The sequence below is a fragment of the Aestuariirhabdus sp. LZHN29 genome (assembly GCF_049985285.1).
GTDB lineage: Bacteria > Pseudomonadota > Gammaproteobacteria > Pseudomonadales > Aestuariirhabdaceae > Aestuariirhabdus.
Map to the genome: position 1 here is coordinate 1 of NZ_JBNIEU010000005.1, position 19,689 is coordinate 19,689.

A 19,689-nucleotide genomic window follows, 5' to 3' on the forward strand; every position below is an offset into this window, starting at 1 on the left:
CCCCTTCGTCTAGTGGCCTAGGACACCGCCCTTTCACGGCGGTAACAGGGGTTCGAACCCCCTAGGGGACGCCACTTAAAAGCCCAGCTTTATGCTGGGCTTTTTCTTGTCCGGCATCCAAGATCCTTAATCAAACGCTTGTATGGTTTTTATGCTGCAGCTTCGTTAGCATGGAGATCGCGTGAAAATGGGATCGGGACTAATGAAAAACATCTATCGGATAGTTTCTGTAGCACTTATCACTTTGGTGGTGATCGTGCTGGGGCGGACGCTGCTATTCAGCCAGCAACCACTCGTTGTAATAGAGGAGGTTGCTGATGTCGAACTTGATGAAGCAAGCACTGCGCGGCGTCTGGCCCAAGCACTAACGTTTAAAACGATCTCTCGTCCATACCCTGAACCACAGAACCCCGAAGTTTTCGGCCCCTTTGTCGATTACCTTAAGGCAAACTACCCGCAGGCTTTCTCTCGACTCGAGGTTGAAACGGTCGGTGGTTTTAGCTTGCTGATTCGATGGCCTGGAAGCGACCGAGCGCTAAAGCCGATATTGCTGATGTCACATATGGATGTTGTTCCTGTCATACCGGGAACAGAGGTGCGATGGGCCCATCCTCCTTTCGCCGGAGTGGTGAAGGATGGGTATATTTGGGGTCGTGGAGCGCTGGATGACAAGTCGGGTGTATTGGGGATTCTGGAGGCCGTAGAAGCCTTACTGGTCGAAGGGTTCGTGCCTGCCCGGGATATCTATCTGGCGTTCGGAGAGGATGAAGAGGTAGGTGGTCAGTTGGGTGCGGTCCAGATTGCGGCCCTGCTCGAATCGAGAGGGGTCAAGCTGGAGTTTCTGCTTGACGAGGGCGGGGCGATTACAGAGGGTATTGTTCCGGGGATGGAGGGGCCTGTGGCGTTGATTGGCCCTGCAGAGAAGGGGTATTTAAGTCTTTCCTTAAGGGCAGAGGATGCGGGAGGGCACTCATCTCAGCCGCCGGCCATTACCGCGGCCGGACGCGTAGCCCGTGCGGTCGACCGAATTCAGTCAAATCCCTTTCCCATTGATATGGGGCAGACCGGTGATTTTATTGCCAGCCTTGGTCCTGAAGCCCCGTTTATGCAGCGCCTGGTGTTTGCTAATGCCTGGCTGTTTAATCCTTTTATCGAATGGTTGCTACCCGAAAACCCGGCATTGATTGCGGGTATGCGAACAACCACAGCGCCGACCATGCTTTCCGGTAGTGTTAAAGACAACGTGCTGCCGATTGAGGCTGAGGCGGTGGTGAACTTCCGGATTTTGCCGGGAGAATCTATCGCATCGGTCACTGCGCGCGTTATTGAGCTGATCGATGATGAAAGGATTGAGGTCACCCCCTATGGGTTTGCGTCTGAACCGTCGGCGGTTTCGTCGGTGGACAGCTACGGGTATCAGATGCTGTCTCGCTCGATCCAGGAAGTGATTGAAGACCCCCGGTTAGTGGTTGCACCACGATTGGTGATTGGGGCGACCGATTCCCGTCATTTCTCTCGCGTGACATCATCCAGCTTCCGTTTTTTGGGTGTGACCCTGGGGCCGGAAGAGCTCAAGGGTTTTCATGGAAGTAATGAGCGTGTGAGCGTACAGGGCTATATGGAGGCGATAAAGATCTATTATCGGCTGATTCGAAATGCAGCAGGCTAGGAGATCTCGGGGAAAACCTGGCTCGATCGAGACAGGGGGAGTTATATTTGTCATAATTTAGTTTGTTTATGACTGCTGTTGGCGGCATTGAATCTATGAATGTTAATCGTGTTGACCTGAATCTGCTGGTTTATCTTGATGTTTTGCTTCGCGAGCGCAATGTAACGCGAGCCGCTAATCAGCTGGGGATTACCCAGCCAGCCATGAGTAATGGTCTGCGCCGCCTGCGAGATCTGTTTGAGGACCCGTTGCTAATTCGAACCAGCGAGGGTATGACGGCAACCGAGCGTGCGCTGGAGCTTCAGCCGGTTATTCGTAACGTACTGGCCACTATTGATAAGGCGGTACAGCCACAAAAGGACTTTGAAGCGTTAACGACCCAGCGCGTCTACCGAATTATGGCCAGCGACTATGCTGAAGCAACCCTGATTCCGCAGGTGCTTTCGCGGCTAAGAACCGAGGCTCCCGGTATAACCCTGGATATGTTGACACCCAGTGATGTGAGTTTCCTGGATGTGGAGCAGGGCAGGGTGGATATGGCCATCAACCGTTTTGATCAGATGCCGCAGTCTTTCCACCAAACAACCGTGTGGATGGATGGGTTCTCCTGTTTGATGAGTGTCGACAATCCGGTGGTGGATCGCTTTAACCTGGATTCCTATTTGACCTCCCAGCATATCTGGGTGAGTAAAACCGGGATGGGGGTGGGCGTCGGAGTCAATCCGAAGGATGTGCAGCGGCTGGGGTGGGTCGATGAGGCTCTGGCCCGGCTGGATAGAAAGCGCAATATTGCGGTGTTTACCCGGCATTATCAGGTCGCCATGTTGCTCGCACAACAGCGTGACCTGATTGCGACGTTACCGAGCCGTGCTGCAGCGCTGCAGACTAGTAACCCGGAGCTGGTCGTTAAGGCGCCACCGTTTGATATTCCCCCTATCGAGTTAAAGATGGCCTGGAGCCCTCTGTTGCAGCACAATCCGGGGCACCAATGGCTCAGGCGATTGATCTCTGATGTCGCGAAAGAGGTGCGTGTACCGCAGTTGAGTGGGTGATGAGAGTACCAGTGTACGGAGAGGTCAGCTAAAGCCGCTCTAGCGCAATGTATCTCCGGGGCTGTTAGCGAGCGACTTAACGCGGTTACCTTGTTGGTGGCTCCCGCCATGGCGGGGCGTTATCACGAGCGATGCAGGCAAGGAGTCGGTTTGTCCTCGGGGATTTCAAGGGACCGGGCAGGGAGAGGGGCTATTGCAGGTACACACCCATCGGCCCGTACATCCTTTACGGGGCAGCTGTTAACGGCAGATTGTATTGGGCAGTGGGTGGGATGATTTCGTCTTTTTATGGCAAAAGATCCAAGTATTTTGCATCAATATCAGCGTTTATATACGCCATGCCTAATTTGTATAGATAATCTAATCGGTCTGATTTAGCGGGGTCTATGGTCGGTGCTTTAAGGCCAAGCTCGTTATATATGCTGCCTAGATAGTCTAAATAGTCATTACCTTCTACCAGTAACAGGCTGGCAGCTCCCACATCAGGCTTTACTGAGTTATTGATCTGTTCGGGAAGATTAATCGCCACGACCACAGGCGACTCCTCGGCACCGGTATGGGCCGTACGTTTATTAACGGTTTGCGTTGCCCAATAGTAAGCAAGCTCTTTGCTCTGGGTTAGAAAAACAGGCTCGATGGTTTCGGTGTAGCTATTGCCGATTGTCGCCATAATTTTTTTTGTGCTTTGTTTTAATGCCTCATCACCTGAGCGTTTTAAACCGAATTCCTTTATTGATGTGATCAATGCCGACGATGTACCGTGATACCAAGTACTTCCAGCTTTAAAACCCTCTTTGGTTAGTAGATCTTTTGCATCTTGTAAGCTGTTTGGGATATTCGTCATCATCAATCTCGCTTTTTAAGGTTTTGCATCAAGGTTAAAGAAAAGGCGGCTCCCTTTTTCAAGGGGCCGCCTTTTTCAAACACTTTAAACTTAAGCTTTATTAAATCAAGGCCTAAGTGACCGAGTCCAATTAGTTGAACTGGTTAGAAGTGTTCTTGGCGCCGCCTGCTTTAAGCGCGTTTTCACCAGCAAAGTATTCTTTGTGATCGTCACCCATGTCAGAGCCTGACATGTTCTGGTGCTTAACACAGGCGATACCCTGACGGATCTCCTTGCGCTGTACGCCGGCAACGTAGCCCAACATACCTGCTTCACCGAAGTACTCTTTAGCCAGGTTGTCAGTAGACAAGGCTGCTGTGTGGTAAGTAGGAAGCGTAATCAGGTGGTGGAAGATGTTGGCTTCGCGAGCACTGTCAGCCTGGAAGGTACGGATCTTGTCGTCTGCGTCTGCAGCCAGCTCAGAATCATCGTACTCAACGCTCATCAGGTTAGCGCGATCGTAAGCAGATACGTCTTTACCTGCTTCAACCCAGCGATCGTATGCTTGCTGGCGGAAGTTCAGAGTCCAGTTGAAAGAGGGCGAGTTGTTGTAAACCAGCTTCGCATCAGGAACCTGCTTACGTACTTCGTTCATCATGCCAGCGATATCAGCAACGCTTGGTGTTGCAGTTTCGATCCAGATCAGGTCGGCACCGGCTTTAATGGCTTCAACACTGTCAAATACGCAACGCTCTTCACCGGTACCTTCACGGAACTGATACAGGCCAGAAGGTAGACGCTTGGGGCGAACCAGCTTACCGTTGCGGTTCAGGCACACATCGCCTTCAGCCATATCAGCAACGTCGATCTCTTCAACGTCCAGGTAAGAGTTGTAGATGTCACCCTGATCGCCAGGCTCTTTAACAACGGCGATCTCTTTGGTCAGGCCTGCACCTTCAGAGTCGGTACGAGCACAGATAACGCCGTTATCGACACCCAGCTCCAGGAAGGCGTAACGCAGAGCGCGGATTTTTGCGTGGAAGTCGGAGTGAGGTACGGTTACTTTGCCGTCCTGGTGGCCACACTGCTTCTCATCGGCAACCTGGTTCTCGATCTGCAGGCAGCAGGCACCCGCTTCGATCATCTGCTTAGCCATCAGGTAAGTCGCTTCTGCGTTACCGAAACCTGCATCGATATCAGCAATAATCGGTACAACGTGTGTCACGTGGTTGTCGATTTTGTCTTGAATTGCGGCTTCAGCAGCGCTATCTCCAGCTTCGCGGGCAGCGTCCAGCTCGCGGAACAGGCCGCCTAGCTCACGGGCATCTGCTTGACGCAGGAAGGTGTACAGCTCTTCGACCAGGCTGGCAACGGAGGTTTTCTCGTGCATGGATTGGTCGGGAAGAGGGCCGAAGTCTGAGCGCAGGGCCGCAACCATCCAGCCCGACAGGTACAGGTATCGACGATCAGTCTGACCGTTAAAGTGCTTCTTGATAGAGATCAGCTTCTGCTGACCAATGAAACCGTGCCAGCATCCCAAAGACTGGGTGTATTTGGTCTTGTCGGCATCGAAGGCGGCCATGTCGGCGCGCATAATGTCAGCGGTGTACCGGGCAATATCCAGACCGGTTTTGAACTTGTTCTGAGTGCGCATGCGAGCTACAGATTCTGCACTAATCTCATTCCAGGCGCTGCCCTGAGTATTGATCAAGGTTGCAGCGGTATCGGTATCTTTTGCGTATTGAGACATGGTCGATCCTTAAAAGTAGGTTGCAACATTCCAGCGGTGCTGGCGGGGTTGTGTTACGCCGGCAATACTAGGGTAAGATGTTTCATAATTGAAATAAATGTCGTTTATTTTTGTTATTCATAATAAGAATGTGATGGCTCACAAAGTTACGGGGGTAGCGGTTGTCGCTTGAGAACATTTAGTTATCGGTGAGTGGGTCCAGGATGGAAGGCGCCTATAGCGTTGAGGGTCGGTAGTGCTTAAAGTGAGCAATCGAAATTAAGAACATATCTTAAGTTGTTGTAATATATGATTGTAATTTATCTCTAAGATCTTTTTTTTAGAAAAATAATCAACGTTGTTAAGTGCTTAAACCCGTGGCGGGCTGTATCGCTAACACGTTGGGTCTGGTGAGTTAGTATGGGGCCCGTTGCTTCTATTTATAGTGGGATCTTATATATTCATTGAAAGAATAGTGAGAATAATACCTATAAATTAGTGAAATTTAGGGTGACTTATTACAATTCTCACGATGCGCACCAGTGCACTACAATTGCGTTTGCTACTTTAGAGGCTTCCAGATTATGACTAACCGAATTCAAAAAGGCGGGCTGCAGATCGCCGATGTTCTATACGATCTGATTACGAATGAGATCGTTCCAGGTACCGGCGTTGAGGCAGACAGGTTTTGGGGTGAGCTTGAAGCAATCGTGAATGAGCTGGGCCCTAAAAACCGGAAGTTGCTGGCCAAGCGTGATGATTTTCAGCAGCAGCTGGATCAGTGGCACAAAGAGCATTCTGGCCAGCCTCACGACGGGGCGGCGTACAAGAACTTTCTGATTAGCATTGGCTACCTGCTGGAGGAGGGGGAAGCGTTTCAGGTACAGACTACAAACGTTGATACCGAGATTACATCTCAGGCTGGCCCGCAACTTGTGGTGCCGGTAAAAAATGCCCGCTTTGCCCTCAACGCGGCCAATGCCCGCTGGGGTAGTCTTTATGACGCTCTCTATGGAACCGACGCAATTTCGGAGGAGGGGGGTGCCGAGAAGGGCAGCGGGTATAACCCGGTGCGGGGTGCCAAGGTTATAGAGTTTGGTCGTAACCATCTTGATGTGGCAGCTCCTCTGGTTGGGGGTGCAAGTCATAGGGGTTCAACCTCCTATCGAATTGAGAGCGGACAGTTGGTCGTCGGTCTTGCCGGTGGCGGCGTGGCGGGCCTGGTTGACCCTGACAAATGTGTTGGTTTCCGTGGCGACGCCTCGGCACCAACGGCCGTGCTGCTGAAGAACAACGGGCTGCATATTGAGATTCAGATTGATGCCAGTAATCGGGTGGGTTCCGATGATACCGCTGGAGTGAAGGATCTATTGGTTGAAGCCGCGGTGACCACCATTATGGACTGCGAAGATTCTGTTGCTGCGGTTGATGCCGAGGATAAGGTCGAGGTCTACGGCAACTGGCTCGGGCTAATGAAAGGCAACCTTGAGGACACCTTCGAGAAAGGCGGTAAGCCCATGACGCGAGCATTGAGTGATGATCGCCGTTACACGGCTCTTGATGGTGGTGAGTTGGTGCTGCATGGCCGCAGCTTGTTGTTCGTGCGTAATGTGGGTCACCTGATGACGATCGATGCCGTGCTTGATAAAGACGGTCGTGAGATTCCCGAGGGTATTTTGGACGGGATGGTTACCGTTCTCGCCGCAATCCATGACCTTAAGGGTAATGGCGAGCGTGGCAATAGCAGGAGCGGTTCGGTCTATATAGTAAAACCCAAGATGCATGGCCCCGAGGAGGTAGCGTTCACGTGCGAGCTGTTCGGGCGCATTGAAGATGCCCTGGGTCTGGCCCGCAACACCGTCAAAGTGGGTATTATGGACGAGGAGCGGCGCACTACTATTAATCTTAAGGAATGCATTCGTGTTGCCAAGGATCGGGTGGTCTTCATTAATACGGGCTTCCTCGACCGTACCGGGGATGAGATTCATAGCAGTATGCTCGCCGGGACCATGATTCCCAAAGCTGCGATGAAGGCTCAGCCATGGATCAGCGCCTACGAAGATTGGAATGTCGACAATGGACTTGCCTGTGGTTTGCAGGGCCGCGCCCAGATCGGTAAAGGGATGTGGGCGATGCCCGACGAGATGGCCGCGATGCTGGAGCAGAAGATAGGGCACCCTATGTCCGGCGCCAATACTGCGTGGGTACCCTCACCAAACGGCGCAACCCTGCACAGCACTCATTATCATCGTGTCAATGTTGTTGCCCGCCAGAACGAGCTTGCAAGCCGCGAACGTGCGAGCCTCGATGATATTCTTACCATTCCGGTGATGGATGACCCATCAACGCTGACGGCGGAGCAGATTCAGCAGGAGCTGGACAATAATGCCCAGGGTATTTTGGGCTATGTGGTGCGCTGGATCGATAGTGGTGTTGGTTGCTCCAAGGTTCCTGATATCAATAACGTTGGGCTGATGGAAGACCGTGCGACCTTGCGTATCTCCAGTCAGCATATCGCTAATTGGCTGTATCATGGTGTCTGCTCGGAAGCGCAGGTGATGGAGACTATGAAACGCATGGCGCAGGTTGTCGATGGCCAGAACGAGGGTGATGCCAGTTACTCCAATATGGCGCCCGCCTTTGATGGGGTAGCGTTTAGAGCCGCTTGCGACTTGGTGCTGAAGGGGACCGAGCAACCCAATGGCTACACCGAACCCCTGCTTCACGCTTATCGTCGGGAGGCGAAAGCGCAACAGTCCTAATACAGGCTCGGTCTTGTCCTGAAATAAGTGTCAACCCTATTCAGGACGGGTCACCCAAAACAAAAAAGCCGACGTCATGTCGGCTTTTTTGTTTTTCAGGCACGCAGTTCTCTTTAGTCGCGTATTAAGCCTGTGAGCGGGGGCACTCATCCGGGGTGGGCGAAACTGCACTGGTGTCGTTGGCCGGTGCGAGGGGCAGTTCCGGGTGGGCGTAGACAGATTGCGAAACCGGGTTGATCGCCTGAGGAGTAGCCTTTGCCAGGCCCAGGGTCGTGAGCGAGAGGGGGCGTACCTGCTGGAGATGCTCTGCGTCGTCTATCAAGGAGATGCCGTAGGAGGGGAGCATCACCTGCAACCGCTCTTTCCAACTGTCGAGCTGCATCTGCCTGGAAAAGCAGCGGGCTAACACATCAAGCATTGCCTTGACGGCGATTGATGCGCCCGGGGATGCACCCAACAGCGCTGCGAGGCTCCCATCCTTGGACGCGATCATCTCCGTGCCAAACTCCAGCGAGCCGTTACCCTTGGAGTCGCGTTTGATGACCTGTACCCGCTGGCCAGCATCGGCAAGTGACCACTGCTGGTCGTTAGCCTGCGGCAGGTACTGGCGCAGGGATTCCATACGCGAGTGGTGGGACTGCAGTGTTTCCTTGATCAGGTAGCGGGTCAGATCCATATTCTTAAGCCCGACTGTGATCAGGGGGCGAAGGTTCCCCGGGCGTATCGAATTAGGCATATCCAACACGGAGCCCTGCTTAAGGAACTTGGTGGTAAATCCTGCGAAGGGGCCAAACAGTAGCGCTTTTTCGCCATCTATGACGCGGGTATCCAGGTGGGGAACGGACATAGGAGGCGCTCCGAGTGCTGGTTTTCCGTACACCTTGGCGCTATGGGCAGCAATAGTTTTCGGGTCTTTGCAGATAAGCCACTGTCCGCTCACGGGGAACCCGCCGTATCCGCTGGCCTCTTCGATCGCTGATTTTTGCAGCAGGGGAAGGGTGCCGCCACCGGCACCGAGGAACACGAAACGACTGGTAAGGTTCAGCGTCTCAGCGGTTGCTGTATTGCGCACCCCTACCTGCCATAGCCCATTGTCATCCTGTTTAAGATCTTGCACACGGGTTCCCAATATCAGGCGGAAAGCCGGGCTGCGCTTAAGGCTGTTTACCATTGCACGGGTCAGTGCGCCGAAATCAATATCGGTGCCCCGAGACATGCGAGTAGCCGCAACTGGTTCTTGTGGGTCTCGTCCGTTCATTATCAGGGGCATCCAGCGCTCAACAACCTGTGGGTCTTCGCTGTACTCCATGCCCTCGAACAGGTGGTGGGTGCTCATTTGATGGTACCTGTCGCGCAGGAAGGCTACGTTTTTCTCACCCCAAACGAAGCTGCAATGGGGAGTGGAGTTAATGAATTGAGCCGGTTCCGGCAGGCTACCCGTTCGTACGAGGTGGCTCCAGAGCTGAAGCGATAGCTCAAATGCGGCGTTGATATCAAGGGCCTTGCTGATATCTACCTCCCCCTTATCATTTTGAGGGGTGTAATTCAGCTCGCAGTAAGCTGCGTGTCCGGTGCCGGCATTGTTCCAGCCTGAAGTGCTCTCCTGCGCGACATCGTCGAGTCCCTCGATCATGGCGATACGGAGCGTCGGATCCAGTTCGTTCAACAGGGTGGCAAGCGTAGTGCTCATGGTTCCGGAGCCTACCAGCAGGGCGTCGTAGAGTTCGTTTTTCATGGCAAGTACCTCGGTGTTGTCTGTTTACGCTGTCTGGCGCGGAGGCCTTTCGGCTCGGGTAAGGAGTTCAGATTGCTACTTTACCGTCATTGACTCATTAGTAAAAATTGATATAAATTATATTGAGCATTAATAAAGGTATATGGTTGTGCGAGCGACTCTTCATCAGTTGAAAGTGTTTCACAAGGTTGCAACGCTGCTCAGTTACACCGCCGCGGGTAACGAAATGGGTATGACCCAACCTGCGGTGAGTATTCAGTTGAAGCAACTTGAGGAGAATATCGGGCTTCCCCTGCTCGACAAGGTCGGCAAGCGAATCTCACTCACTTCCCCTGGGGAGGAGTTGTATCGATTTTGTATCGACCTGTTTGATCGCTTCGACAATATTGATATGACTCTGAGCGCACTCAAAGGGGGACTGGAAGGGGAGTTTCGTTTGGCTGCAGTAACCAGTGCTATGTATTTCACCCCTCATCTTTTGGGCGCTTTTCGCAAGCAGTTTCCCAAGGTCAAGCTTCGTCTTGATGTCGTCAACCGGGAACAGATTATCAATCGCGTAAAAGAGAATAGGGACGATCTGGTGATTATGGGGCTTGTACCCGAAGCCATGCCTTTGGCTTGTTACCCCTTCGTCGATAACCCAATCGTTTTTATTGCTAACCCCTTGCACCGTCTGGCAGTAAAGCAAAACATTCCGTTGAGCGAGTTGGAGCATCACGACATTATTTATCGCGAGATCGGCTCCGGAACCCGCAAAGCGGTGGAGGATTATCTGGAGGAGAAAGGGGTCAGGGTGCAGCCCTCGATGTTGTTGGGCAGCAGTGAAACGATTAAACAGGCGGTAATGGCGGAGCTGGGGATCTCGGCGGTATCGAGGCACAGTGTGACGTTAGAGTTGGCAACAGATTGCCTGGTTGAATTGGATGTCGAAGACTTTCCGCTCTATCGAAGCTGGCATCTGGTACATCACCAGGCCAAGCAGTTGAGTCCGATTGCCCGGGCCTTTATCGATTTCGTGCTTTCACCCACTCTCGATATAGAGGCGTTATGCGACCGGTTTCTTAAAACCCATTACGTTGAGCAGTAGTGCTCTGGACGTTAGCCGAAATAGGGTTCAGGCTATGGGTGCTGAACTAAGCGGGCAGGATAAATAAACCGATTGATTATGTCGCTGGATAGAGAGTTTTTGCTGTGTCACAGACGTTAATGACCCTTCTTTTGCCGATCGCCCTGGGTTGGATAATGCTCTGCGTGGGGCTGACCCTATCGCCAGCTGATTTTCGCCGGGTGTTGTCAACGCCCGGGCAAGTGGTGACGGGGCTGATTTTGCAATTGCTGGGGTTACCGCTTTTGGCGTTGGCTATTGTTTCGCTATTGGGGCTCAGTGGCACGGTTGCTATCGGTCTTTGGTTGCTGGCGTTGGCGCCGGGTGGGGCAACGTCGAACGCTATTAGCCAGTTGTGTGGTGGAGATGCGGCGCTGTCGATTACCCTGACAGCCATCAGCAGTCTTGTTGTCCCCGTCACGCTGCCTTTGCTGCTGCCCCTAATTCTTATCGGAGCAGACCTGCAGCTCGACTATAAAACGGCTGTATTGCAGTTGCTGGTCGTTACAGTGGTGCCTGTTGTTGCAGGAATGGGGGTGCGTCAGATTGCCTTGGCGAGGGTCAGGAAACTACAGCCTCTGCTGCAGCGAACGGCCTTTCTGGCGCTGCTGTTGACGGTGGTTGTGATCGTGCTTGCCAATCAACAGGTAGTGGCCTATTTGTGGTCCCAGGCGGCGCTGGCGGCGCTGCTACTCTGTGTGTCGGGGATGGGGTTGGGGTATCTGGTCAGCACTCGCTGGAAGAACCGTAGAGCTTTGGCTCCGACGTTTGCGGTGGAGGTCGGCATTCAGAACGCGGGCACGGCGATTTTCGTGGCCGCCGTCATCTTGCAGCGTCCGGAGCTTGCCTTGACGCCTCTGGTGTACGGCATTTTGATGAATATCCCCGCCTTTGCCTTGATTCTGTGGCAGCAGCGCTCGGGGAGTGGTGTGCTCAAGTCGTCGGGTTAAAGTTCGTCCACTTTCAAATAGAAACCGCCGCTTCGGTTAAGGGTACCGCTGCTGCGGGAGTTGATCTGCTGATTGTTGCTGCGCCCTGATTCATCAAGCCCACCGATGGTAACCCAATCTCCCAGCTTTACCTGAACCCGAGTCGAGGCGCTTTGGGTGTCGATGGAGCGATTACCATTGAGTGCCTGTTTGCCGTTGTTTTGCAGGCGATCGTTGCGGGCGTTGATGCTAACGTCCGCAAAGCCTTCGCGAACGCGCACGGTCACGTAGAATCCACGTACAACAGATTGGTAGGTGGTACTGGTGGTCCAGCCGTTGCTGCTGGTTACCGGCACCTGCTCGCCGATCTGGACGAAAGCGGGCTGACCCTCCATAGCGCGTACTGTCTGGGTTCCCTTTCCTTGCCGTGAGCGGGTGCCATAGTCGATGCTGATCTGATCCTTGTCTCCATCGCCTACCGAAATTTCGGTATCTCCTGCACTGATCGAGCCATCGACCCTGACGGCACGGCGGCTACGTGCCGTTCGTTCATCCTGGGTAACGCTAATCAGGAGTTGGCGGATAGGGGTGTCGAGTTGATCAATAACCGACCGCAGCTGATTGTAGTTATCGGCAGTGGTTTTTATGATTAGCACGTTGTTGAAGGAGGTGACGGTGCCGCCCGGTGCCACCAGATCCCTAAGTGTGGGTACCAGCTCGCTGGCCAGTTGATGTTGGGTATCCAGGGTGAAGGTTTCCATCTCCGCCAGTAGGGAGGGCGAGGTAACCAGCAGCAAAATGCTGAGAAGGAGGCGTTTCATAGTGACATCTGCCTTATATCCTTGGGGACTACCGAGTGGTTCCAGGGGTGTTCGATGCGCTCGTACCACTGTTTGACTCGACCGGCATCGTTAAAGTTTCCACTGAGGGTAAGGGGTTTGTCGTCAATAATTTCCAGCCAGCCCGTGGCATCAGCCAGTACCAAGGTGAGGCTATCCAGCCTATAGGCGGGAATCGTACAGCGTAAACTAATGAGGCTGTTTATCCGCTGCTGGAGGTGGAGTAACGGATGGTGTTGTTTTACCAGGGAGGCAGTCTCGCTGACCAGTATCTGCACCTTGCTGAGTGGGTTTCTGCGGGCGCTGGCCGAGATTGCAGCCAGCACTTTGGGGTGGCCAAAAAGAGTGGGTACCAGTGTTGGGGCGTAGATAAAAACCTTTTCATCCGCTTGCTTGATCAGCGCGGCAATGTGGTCAACGATCTGGCTCAGGTCGGTAAGGTGGGGTAGAGCGCCGGTCTCTCCCAGGGTGGCATCGGTTTCGATCGGCTCGCCTGCTGGCCGGACTCCTCGTGGGGTGTAATCTTCCGCAGAGGGAGCTTTTATGATGGTGTGAGGGCTTCCGGGGTCAGGGGTGAAATCGATAGGAGTATCCAGAGAGGGCACCGTTCGCTTCATGGCTTGGTGGGGGATGCCCGCCTCTTCAAAGGGCTCCCCCTCATTCAGGTACCCTAGCCGTTGGTAAAACCCAATGCTATCGCTCTGTGCGTGAAGGGTAGTTTCACTCAGGCCCTGCTGGATAGCAATATCATGCAGATAGTTCATCAAGGCGAGGCCAAGGCCTTGCCCCCGATGGCGCTGATAAATGGCTACCCGGCCAATACGGCCATTGGACAGCATTCTGGCGGTTCCTATAGGGATGTTGTTACTCTCAAGGTAGAGTAGAAAGTGCCGCGCCGAGACATCCTGAGCGTCACCCATAAGGGTGAGTTCAATGCCCTGTTCCTGATGAAATACCGCAGAGCGAAGTGCCATGATCTCAGCCTCGGCATCAGCCCATGCCTTCTGCAGGATATGGAAGTTGGTGTTGGGGTTCATGGGGCTCGCTTTCAGTCTATTAGCTCGATAGTACCGAGGGCTAACAACTTTGTCAGCAGGTCGCACTGCGGAGCGGAGAAGGGTCCCGTAATCGGTTTGCCCCTGGCGAGCTGCTGGCAGAGCGTCATTAGCGCCCCGTCAACAGAGAGTTTAGCACCGTCGGCAAAGAGGCTAAGGCGAGAACTTTTGCTGCGTAAAAAGGCAAAGCGATGGCCGGGACAGAGTTGAACTCCGGCGTCTGGAGTTATGGTTTCCACCTCCCGCGCCTCGGGAACCTCCTCAAATTTGGGTTCGGTGACAAACCGGCCAAAGAAATCCTCTAGTAGTGCGGGGTTGTTGAGGGTGCGCAGCAGGAGTTGGCGTACCTGCTGCAGGGCTTGGCGGTCGATCTCCCCGGATGGCGTGGGCCATGACAGGGGCGTATCTACATAGCGGTCTTCAGGGTGAAGGGTTGCGCACAGAGTGTCACAAAAACCACTTAGGAGGTCTGCGGTCGCTGGGGCGCGAAAACCAAAGGAGTAGCTTATGCTGCTGCCTATGGAGGTGCCGCAATGTGCAAGACGGGTCGGGACATAGAGCATATCGCCGGGCTCGAGCAGGTACTCTGCACTAACTTCCAGTTGCTCCAGTAGCTTTACCTGGGAATGGTTTAATAGTCGGGTGGTATGGTCACACCATTGCCCCAGTTGCCAGCGTCGCTCGCCCTCAGCCTGTAGCAAAAACACATCGTAGTTGTCGTAGTGGGGGCCAACACTACCCTGATCAGTCGCGTAGCTGATCATGACATCGTCAATGCGCCAACTGGGGATGAAGTCGATCTCTCGCATCAATGCGTTGACCTCCTCCAGCCATCTATCAGCGCCCTGAATCAGGAGGCTCCAGCCATCAGCGGGAAGCTGGGAAAATCGCTGCTCATCGAATGGACCATGATCCAGTTGCCATTGCTGGGGAGCCGTTTGAACAACCAGTCGGGACTCAACCTCCTCTTCGAGCGATAGACCTGCGATCTCCTCTGGTGGGATAAAACTTTGGAAGCCAGGGATTGCCTGACGGATCAGGAGCGGTTTTTGCTGCCAGTAGTCGGCGAGGAAGGTGGCCGGCGAAATATCGCCGAGAAAGGGGTGTGCTGTCACATTGCCTCCGTTGCAGCGTCAGCGGTTCAGGCAATGGTACCAGTGATAAGCGGTGTTACGAAGTCGGGCGGCTTGCACCGCCCGACGAGGGGGTCAGATATCGCGTGCCTGTTCGATCGCATTACCGATGTAGTTGGCCGGAGTCATCGTCTTCAGTTGTTGTTTGACCGCTTCCGGTAGCTCCAGACTGTCGATAAAAATCGCCAGGGTTTGCTGATTGATGCTCTGGCCGCGGGTCAGTGCTTTGAGCTTCTCGTAGGGTTGGTCGATGCCATAGCGGCGCATTACCGTTTGGATGGGCTCGGCGAGAACCTCCCAGGAGTTGTCCAGGTCTGCGTTGAGGCGCTCGGCATTGACTTCGAGTTTGCTGATTCCTTTGAGGGTGGCCTGGTAAGCAATCAAACTATGGCCAAAGCCAACCCCAAGGTTGCGTAGAACGGTCGAATCCGTCAGGTCACGCTGCCAGCGAGAGACGGGAAGCTTGCTCGCCAGGTGTTGCATGATGGCGTTGGCGATGCCGAGGTTACCTTCGGAGTTTTCGAAATCGATCGGGTTTACCTTATGGGGCATGGTCGATGATCCGACCTCGCCTGCGATAGTTCTTTGTTTGAAGTAACCCTGGGAGATATAACCCCATACATCGCGGTCAAAATCGAGCAGGATGGTGTTGAAGCGGGCGAACGCGTCGTAGAGCTCGGCAATGTAGTCGTGTGGTTCAATCTGGGTGGTGTAGGGGTTCCATTCGAGGCCGAGGCTCTGAACGAATTTCTGCGCATTTGCTTGCCAGTCAATTTCCGGGTAAGCAGAGAGGTGGGCATTGTAGTTGCCCACAGCGCCGTTAATCTTTCCCATGGGGTTAATGGCAATGATCTGTTTCAACTGGCGCTGCAAGCGCGCTGCAACGTTTGCCATCTCCTTTCCTACGGTGGTAGGGGAGGCGGTTTGGCCGTGGGTACGCGAGAGCATGGGTTGCTCAGCAAGGCTAAGGGCCAGGCTCTTGATAGCCTCAATGACCTCTTCCATTGCCGGGAGCATGCACTGGTCGCGCCCTTCGGAGAGCATCAGGGCGTGAGAAAGGTTATTGATATCTTCTGAGGTGCAGGCGAAGTGGACAAATTCCGAGATACGATTCAGCTCCTCGTTGCTGGCGAGTTGCTCTTTGATGAAGTATTCCACGGCTTTGACGTCGTGATTGGTGGTGCGCTCGATCTCTTTGATGCGCTCGGCATCGGCTTCGCTAAAGTTATCGGCGATGCGATCGAGCAGGGCGTTCGCCGCCGCGCTGAGTTCGGGTACTTCGGAGATCTGGGGGTGGTCGGCCAGGCATTGCAGCCAGCGAACTTCAACAATTACGCGGAAGCGTATCAGGCCGAACTCACTGAACACGGGGCGCAGGCTACCGGTTTTGCTGCCATAGCGACCATCAATGGGTGAGACGGCTGTAATAGGAGAAAGTTGCATGTTGCTAGTCCGAAGTTAAGGTTGATTGGCGGGGCGCATGATACACAAAAGTGGGGTGTTTTTCAGGGGCGTAGCAGGTGATTCACACAGCTAAGCATCTTTTTTCGGCCAAGAATTAATTGCCAGCGGTACCCGCCGACCTGACGCCATAGCATTGCTGAGCGGATTCCTCCGAGAAGGCTGGCGCGGATACGTTGGGCGTTGTCGCTGCTTTGCAGGTGGCGGATATCCCCGGTGACATGGATACGGTTGGAAAAGGTGCTGAGGGTGTCCTGATAGAGTGCTGCCATGGCCCCAATGATGTTTTCGTGGGTTATTTCGAAGTGGACACATTGCTGACTTACTTGTTCAAGTCGATTGCCAAGAATTGAAAGCATCTCTTTGTTTTTAGATAGTTTTCTTTCGAGTTGAATTAGGGTGAGCGCATAACGAACGGCGTCTCCGGACATCGACTTTCGGTCTCGTTCGAGAACGTGTTTGAGATGGGTTAGCCCCAGATAAAGTCCGTGGCGCCCTTCATACACATCCTCTACCGATTCTGGCTTAGTCACCAGAACGCTATTAAGGGTGCACTCGAAACTGTCTGTTGGAACGCTACCGGTGCGGGCAATCTTCTCCACCAGAACGGCTGATTGGAAGATACCGGCTAAAGCGAGAACCTGATCCTGATAGTTGTGTGCCATGACTGAACGCTATTCCTTAATTGGATGCAGATGTGACGCGAGTGGACTGTACTCGCTGCTCGATAACACCACCACCGAGGCAGTGTTCACCATCATAGAAGACGACCGACTGCCCCGGCGTTACTGCTCGTTGAGGTGTATCAAATTCGACTCGGTAGCCCCCGGTAGCTTCATTATATAAAGTGCAGGGTTGATCGCTCTGGCGGTACCGCACTTTGGCTTTCAGTATGGCAGGCAGGGAGGGGGGCTGGTCATTGACCCAGTGAATGCTACTTAAGGTCAGGGCGTCGGAGAACAGCATTGGGTGCTCATTACCCTGGGCGGCAATCAACACATTACGTTCAAGGTCTTTTTCTACCACATACCAGGGGGCTTCACCGGCTTCCTTGAGGCCGCCAATTCCAAGTCCCTGGCGCTGACCCAGGGTGTGGTACATCAATCCATTGTGTTGGCCGATGATCTCACCTTCCGGGGTTTCGATATTTCCGGGTTGTGCGGGAATGTATTGCTTCAGGAAATCCTTGAAGCGGCGCTCGCCAATAAAACAGATGCCGGTACTGTCTTTTTTGTTGTGGGTAACAAGATCGTGCGCCTCCGCAATCTCCCGGACGCGGGGCTTTTCAAGTTCTCCCACGGGGAAGAGGGTCTTGGCGATCTGCGCCGAGCCTACCGCGTGCAGGAAATAGCTTTGGTCCTTATTGTTGTCGATGCCTTTTATCAATTGGTAATGGCCATCGTGCTCACGGCGGCGAACATAGTGTCCGGTGGCGATCGCATCCGCACCAATCAGCAGGGCGTAATCGAGAAATGCTTTAAATTTAATCTCCCGGTTGCAGAGAATGTCAGGATTGGGGGTACGCCCGGCTTTATACTCTTCAAGGAAGTGCTCGAAGACATTATCCCAGTATTCCGCCGCAAAATTTGCGGTATGCAGGTGAATACCCAGTTTATCGCACACTAATTGCGCGTCTTTTAAGTCTTCTTTAGCCGTGCAGTACTCGGTGCCATCATCTTCATCCCAATTTTTCATGAACAGGCCTTCAACCTGGTAACCCTGCTGTTGCAAAAGGAGGGCGGAAACAGATGAGTCGACACCGCCGGACATGCCGACGATCACCTTGGTATTCATGTTATTGCTCATGGTGCCTGCAAAATAGGGGAGGTTTGATGGGGCGGCTATTTTACCCATGCTCCCGAATAAGTTCCAATGGATAGCGTTTTCCAGCCAGGTAGTCGTCCAGACAGGTCCGAACCAGTGGGCTGCGGGTCGGGACCGAGTACTCTGAGAGCTCTTTAAGCGTAAGCCAGCAGGTTCCGCTAATATCGCTATCGCGCGTTAGATCGTCTCGCAGGCGTAGCGGTTGCGCGCTAAAGCAGTAGCGATGGTAGATCGTCTGGTTGGCTGCAGCATGGTAGATATAGATGCCAACAAGCGCCTTGATATCCACCTCCCAGCAACTCTCTTCAAGGGTTTCCCGAAGGGCTGCCTGCACCAGGGTTTCGCAGGGTTCAAGGTGGCCAGCGGGTTGATTGAGTACCATGCCCTGATCTGAGAGCTCTTCCACAAAGAGGAAGCGGCCCTGATCTTCCACGACAGTTGCAACGGTAATATGGGGTGGCCATTTCATCGGTGTTGAACTCTGTATCTGGTTGGGTTGATGCTTGGTGACGCCAGGATCTTTTTTCCGGTTTGATCGCCGAGCGAGAAAGGTGTTAAAACTAGCACTCTTTAGGCGGGGGTGCCCGCGCATATTTCCTTAAACGGATGATAGTTAATGAGCCAGCAGCGTTTTACTCATTTGGATGAGCAGGGCCATGCCCACATGGTCGATGTGACCGAGAAACAGGTAACTGAACGGGTTGCGATTGCAGAATCCTGGGTGCAGTTGAATCAGGAAACCTTTGACCTGATCAGCAGCCGCGAAATCGAGAAGGGCGATGTGCTGGCTACGGCGCGGATCGCAGGTATTCAGGCTGCAAAGCGTTGTTCGGACTTGATTCCGCTTTGCCATCCTCTGGCCTTAACCAAGGTTAAGGTAGAGTTTGAGCTGCACCCGGACAGCCATCGTATTCGGGTAGAATCCCTATGCAAGCTGGCGGGGCGCACAGGTGTAGAGATGGAGGCGCTTACGGCGGCTTCAATTGCCGCGCTTACGATCTACGATATGTGTAAGGCTGTAGATAAGGGGATTGTAATAGAAAGCACTCGACTGCTGGAAAAGTCCGGGGGTAAATCTGGCCACTGGCTGGTTGCGGGTACGACTCCATGAATATCGCCATTCAATATGAAGATTTTAGCCTCGCAGAGGAGGTGGCTGCACTGCGGGCTGGCAATAGCTCGGTAGGGGCGGTGGTTACTTTTGTTGGGGTAGTGCGTGATCTTAACCTGGATGCAGGGGTTTCCGCGTTGGAACTGGAGTGTTATCCGGCAATGGTTCAGAAAACCCTATCCACTATCGTTAAACAGGCGCAGGAGCGTTGGCAAGTGATGGATGCCACTGTTATCCATCGCATTGGCCGTCTGGAGGTAGAGGATCAGATCGTTTTCGTCGGGGTGACAAGCAAGCATCGCGGGGATGCCTTCGCGGCTTGCGAGTTTATTATGGATTACCTTAAAACGGACGCCCCGTTTTGGAAAAAGGAGCACGCTCAGGACGGTGCCCGATGGCTCGATGCAAGAGATAGCGATAGCAGTGCCCGCGAGCGCTGGGAGCGCAGCGAATAGGGCGGGT

The 19,689-nt window shown here is 53.6% G+C and carries 17 protein-coding genes; 7 read left to right on the forward strand and 10 right to left on the reverse strand.

The genetic code is table 11. The features are described from left to right. The first annotated feature begins 202 nt into the window (after nucleotides 1-202). Nucleotides 203-1,669 carry a M20 family peptidase gene (locus tag ACP3PW_RS15705; protein WP_426417685.1) on the forward strand — a complete coding sequence of 489 codons (1,467 nt, stop codon included), beginning with the start codon at nucleotides 203-205 and terminating at the stop codon, nucleotides 1,667-1,669. A 95-nt stretch (nucleotides 1,670-1,764) separates the two neighbouring features. Continuing rightward, complete coding sequence (locus tag ACP3PW_RS15710) at nucleotides 1,765-2,721, forward strand: LysR family transcriptional regulator (protein ID WP_426417686.1); 957 nt, start codon at nucleotides 1,765-1,767, stop codon at nucleotides 2,719-2,721. 286 nt (nucleotides 2,722-3,007) lie between these two features. Here the strand turns inward: ACP3PW_RS15710 and ACP3PW_RS15715 are convergent, their stop codons facing one another. Continuing rightward, nucleotides 3,008-3,568: a hypothetical protein gene (locus ACP3PW_RS15715; protein WP_426417687.1), complete on the reverse strand. Its 561-nt coding sequence runs from the start codon at nucleotides 3,566-3,568 to the stop codon at nucleotides 3,008-3,010. 127 nt (nucleotides 3,569-3,695) lie between these two features. After that, nucleotides 3,696-5,294: an isocitrate lyase gene (locus ACP3PW_RS15720; protein ID WP_426417688.1), complete on the reverse strand. Its 1,599-nt coding sequence runs from the start codon at nucleotides 5,292-5,294 to the stop codon at nucleotides 3,696-3,698. 563 nt (nucleotides 5,295-5,857) lie between these two features. Between ACP3PW_RS15720 and ACP3PW_RS15725 the strand changes: the two genes are divergently transcribed. Further along, entirely contained in the window at nucleotides 5,858-8,035 is a 2,178-nt protein-coding gene (locus ACP3PW_RS15725) for a malate synthase G (protein WP_426417689.1), read from the forward strand. Between the two features lie 124 nt (nucleotides 8,036-8,159). Here ACP3PW_RS15725 and mqo read toward each other — a convergent pair whose 3' ends face one another. Beyond that, nucleotides 8,160-9,770: a malate dehydrogenase (quinone) gene (gene mqo, locus ACP3PW_RS15730; RefSeq protein ID WP_426417690.1), complete on the reverse strand. Its 1,611-nt coding sequence runs from the start codon at nucleotides 9,768-9,770 to the stop codon at nucleotides 8,160-8,162. A gap of 148 nt (nucleotides 9,771-9,918) precedes the next feature. Between mqo and ACP3PW_RS15735 the strand changes: the two genes are divergently transcribed. Next, nucleotides 9,919-10,857: a LysR family transcriptional regulator gene (locus ACP3PW_RS15735; RefSeq protein ID WP_426417691.1), complete on the forward strand. Its 939-nt coding sequence runs from the start codon at nucleotides 9,919-9,921 to the stop codon at nucleotides 10,855-10,857. 104 nt (nucleotides 10,858-10,961) lie between these two features. After that, a complete protein-coding gene (locus ACP3PW_RS15740) occupies nucleotides 10,962-11,825 on the forward strand; it encodes a bile acid:sodium symporter family protein (protein ID WP_426417692.1) in 864 nt (287 codons plus the stop codon). Here ACP3PW_RS15740 and ACP3PW_RS15745 read toward each other — a convergent pair. From ACP3PW_RS15745 to ACP3PW_RS15775, 7 genes are all read right to left on the reverse strand, one after another. Then, nucleotides 11,822-12,625: a secretin N-terminal domain-containing protein gene (locus ACP3PW_RS15745; RefSeq protein ID WP_426417693.1), complete on the reverse strand. Its 804-nt coding sequence runs from the start codon at nucleotides 12,623-12,625 to the stop codon at nucleotides 11,822-11,824. The genes ACP3PW_RS15740 and ACP3PW_RS15745 overlap by 4 nt on opposite strands. Beyond that, a complete protein-coding gene (locus ACP3PW_RS15750) occupies nucleotides 12,622-13,680 on the reverse strand; it encodes a GNAT family N-acetyltransferase (RefSeq protein WP_426417694.1) in 1,059 nt (352 codons plus the stop codon). The genes ACP3PW_RS15745 and ACP3PW_RS15750 overlap by 4 nt, the downstream gene beginning before the upstream one ends. Nucleotides 13,681-13,691: 11 nt before the next feature. After that, the gene (locus ACP3PW_RS15755; RefSeq protein WP_426417695.1) at nucleotides 13,692-14,813 is read right to left on the reverse strand and encodes a JmjC domain-containing protein; all 1,122 of its coding nucleotides are present in this window, start codon (nucleotides 14,811-14,813) and stop codon (nucleotides 13,692-13,694) included. Nucleotides 14,814-14,906: 93 nt separating this feature from the next. Further along, entirely contained in the window at nucleotides 14,907-16,274 is a 1,368-nt protein-coding gene (gene purB / locus ACP3PW_RS15760) for an adenylosuccinate lyase (protein WP_426417696.1), read from the reverse strand. A gap of 62 nt (nucleotides 16,275-16,336) precedes the next feature. Then, nucleotides 16,337-16,957 (reverse strand): high frequency lysogenization protein HflD, encoded by a 621-nt coding sequence (gene hflD, locus ACP3PW_RS15765; protein ID WP_426417697.1) that lies wholly within the window; start codon nucleotides 16,955-16,957, stop codon nucleotides 16,337-16,339. Between the two features lie 16 nt (nucleotides 16,958-16,973). Continuing rightward, nucleotides 16,974-18,098, reverse strand: coding sequence for a tRNA 2-thiouridine(34) synthase MnmA (gene mnmA, locus ACP3PW_RS15770; RefSeq protein ID WP_426417698.1), 1,125 nt, complete (start codon nucleotides 18,096-18,098; stop codon nucleotides 16,974-16,976). A gap of 40 nt (nucleotides 18,099-18,138) precedes the next feature. Further along, on the reverse strand, nucleotides 18,139-18,585 hold the full coding sequence (locus ACP3PW_RS15775; protein WP_426417699.1) for an NUDIX hydrolase: 447 nt from the start codon (nucleotides 18,583-18,585) through the stop codon (nucleotides 18,139-18,141). Between the two features lie 147 nt (nucleotides 18,586-18,732). Here ACP3PW_RS15775 and moaC point away from each other — a divergent pair, with 147 nt between their 5' ends. Next, nucleotides 18,733-19,227, forward strand: coding sequence for a cyclic pyranopterin monophosphate synthase MoaC (gene moaC / locus ACP3PW_RS15780; protein WP_426417700.1), 495 nt, complete (start codon nucleotides 18,733-18,735; stop codon nucleotides 19,225-19,227). Further along, nucleotides 19,224-19,682: a molybdopterin synthase catalytic subunit MoaE gene (gene moaE, locus ACP3PW_RS15785; RefSeq protein WP_426417701.1), complete on the forward strand. Its 459-nt coding sequence runs from the start codon at nucleotides 19,224-19,226 to the stop codon at nucleotides 19,680-19,682. The genes moaC and moaE overlap by 4 nt, the downstream gene beginning before the upstream one ends. Nucleotides 19,683-19,689: the final 7 nt, after the last annotated feature.

Bases quoted from the DNA above. Each gene is read 5' to 3' on its own strand.
- ACP3PW_RS15715 (WP_426417687.1), bottom strand. From the start codon at position 3,568: ATGATGACGAATATCCCAAACAGCTTACAAGATGCAAAAGATCTACTA.
- hflD (WP_426417697.1), bottom strand. From the start codon at position 16,957: ATGGCACACAACTATCAGGATCAGGTTCTCGCTTTAGCCGGTATCTTC.
- moaE (WP_426417701.1), top strand. From the start codon at position 19,224: ATGAATATCGCCATTCAATATGAAGATTTTAGCCTCGCAGAGGAGGTG.
- mqo (WP_426417690.1), bottom strand. From the start codon at position 9,770: ATGAAAAACGAACTCTACGACGCCCTGCTGGTAGGCTCCGGAACCATG.
- purB (WP_426417696.1), bottom strand. From the start codon at position 16,274: ATGCAACTTTCTCCTATTACAGCCGTCTCACCCATTGATGGTCGCTAT.
- ACP3PW_RS15750 (WP_426417694.1), bottom strand. From the start codon at position 13,680: ATGAACCCCAACACCAACTTCCATATCCTGCAGAAGGCATGGGCTGAT.
- ACP3PW_RS15705 (WP_426417685.1), top strand. From the start codon at position 203: ATGAAAAACATCTATCGGATAGTTTCTGTAGCACTTATCACTTTGGTG.
- moaC (WP_426417700.1), top strand. From the start codon at position 18,733: ATGAGCCAGCAGCGTTTTACTCATTTGGATGAGCAGGGCCATGCCCAC.
- ACP3PW_RS15745 (WP_426417693.1), bottom strand. From the start codon at position 12,625: ATGAAACGCCTCCTTCTCAGCATTTTGCTGCTGGTTACCTCGCCCTCC.
- ACP3PW_RS15720 (WP_426417688.1), bottom strand. From the start codon at position 5,294: ATGTCTCAATACGCAAAAGATACCGATACCGCTGCAACCTTGATCAAT.
- mnmA (WP_426417698.1), bottom strand. From the start codon at position 18,098: ATGAGCAATAACATGAATACCAAGGTGATCGTCGGCATGTCCGGCGGT.
- ACP3PW_RS15725 (WP_426417689.1), top strand. From the start codon at position 5,858: ATGACTAACCGAATTCAAAAAGGCGGGCTGCAGATCGCCGATGTTCTA.
- ACP3PW_RS15710 (WP_426417686.1), top strand. From the start codon at position 1,765: ATGAATGTTAATCGTGTTGACCTGAATCTGCTGGTTTATCTTGATGTT.
- ACP3PW_RS15775 (WP_426417699.1), bottom strand. From the start codon at position 18,585: ATGAAATGGCCACCCCATATTACCGTTGCAACTGTCGTGGAAGATCAG.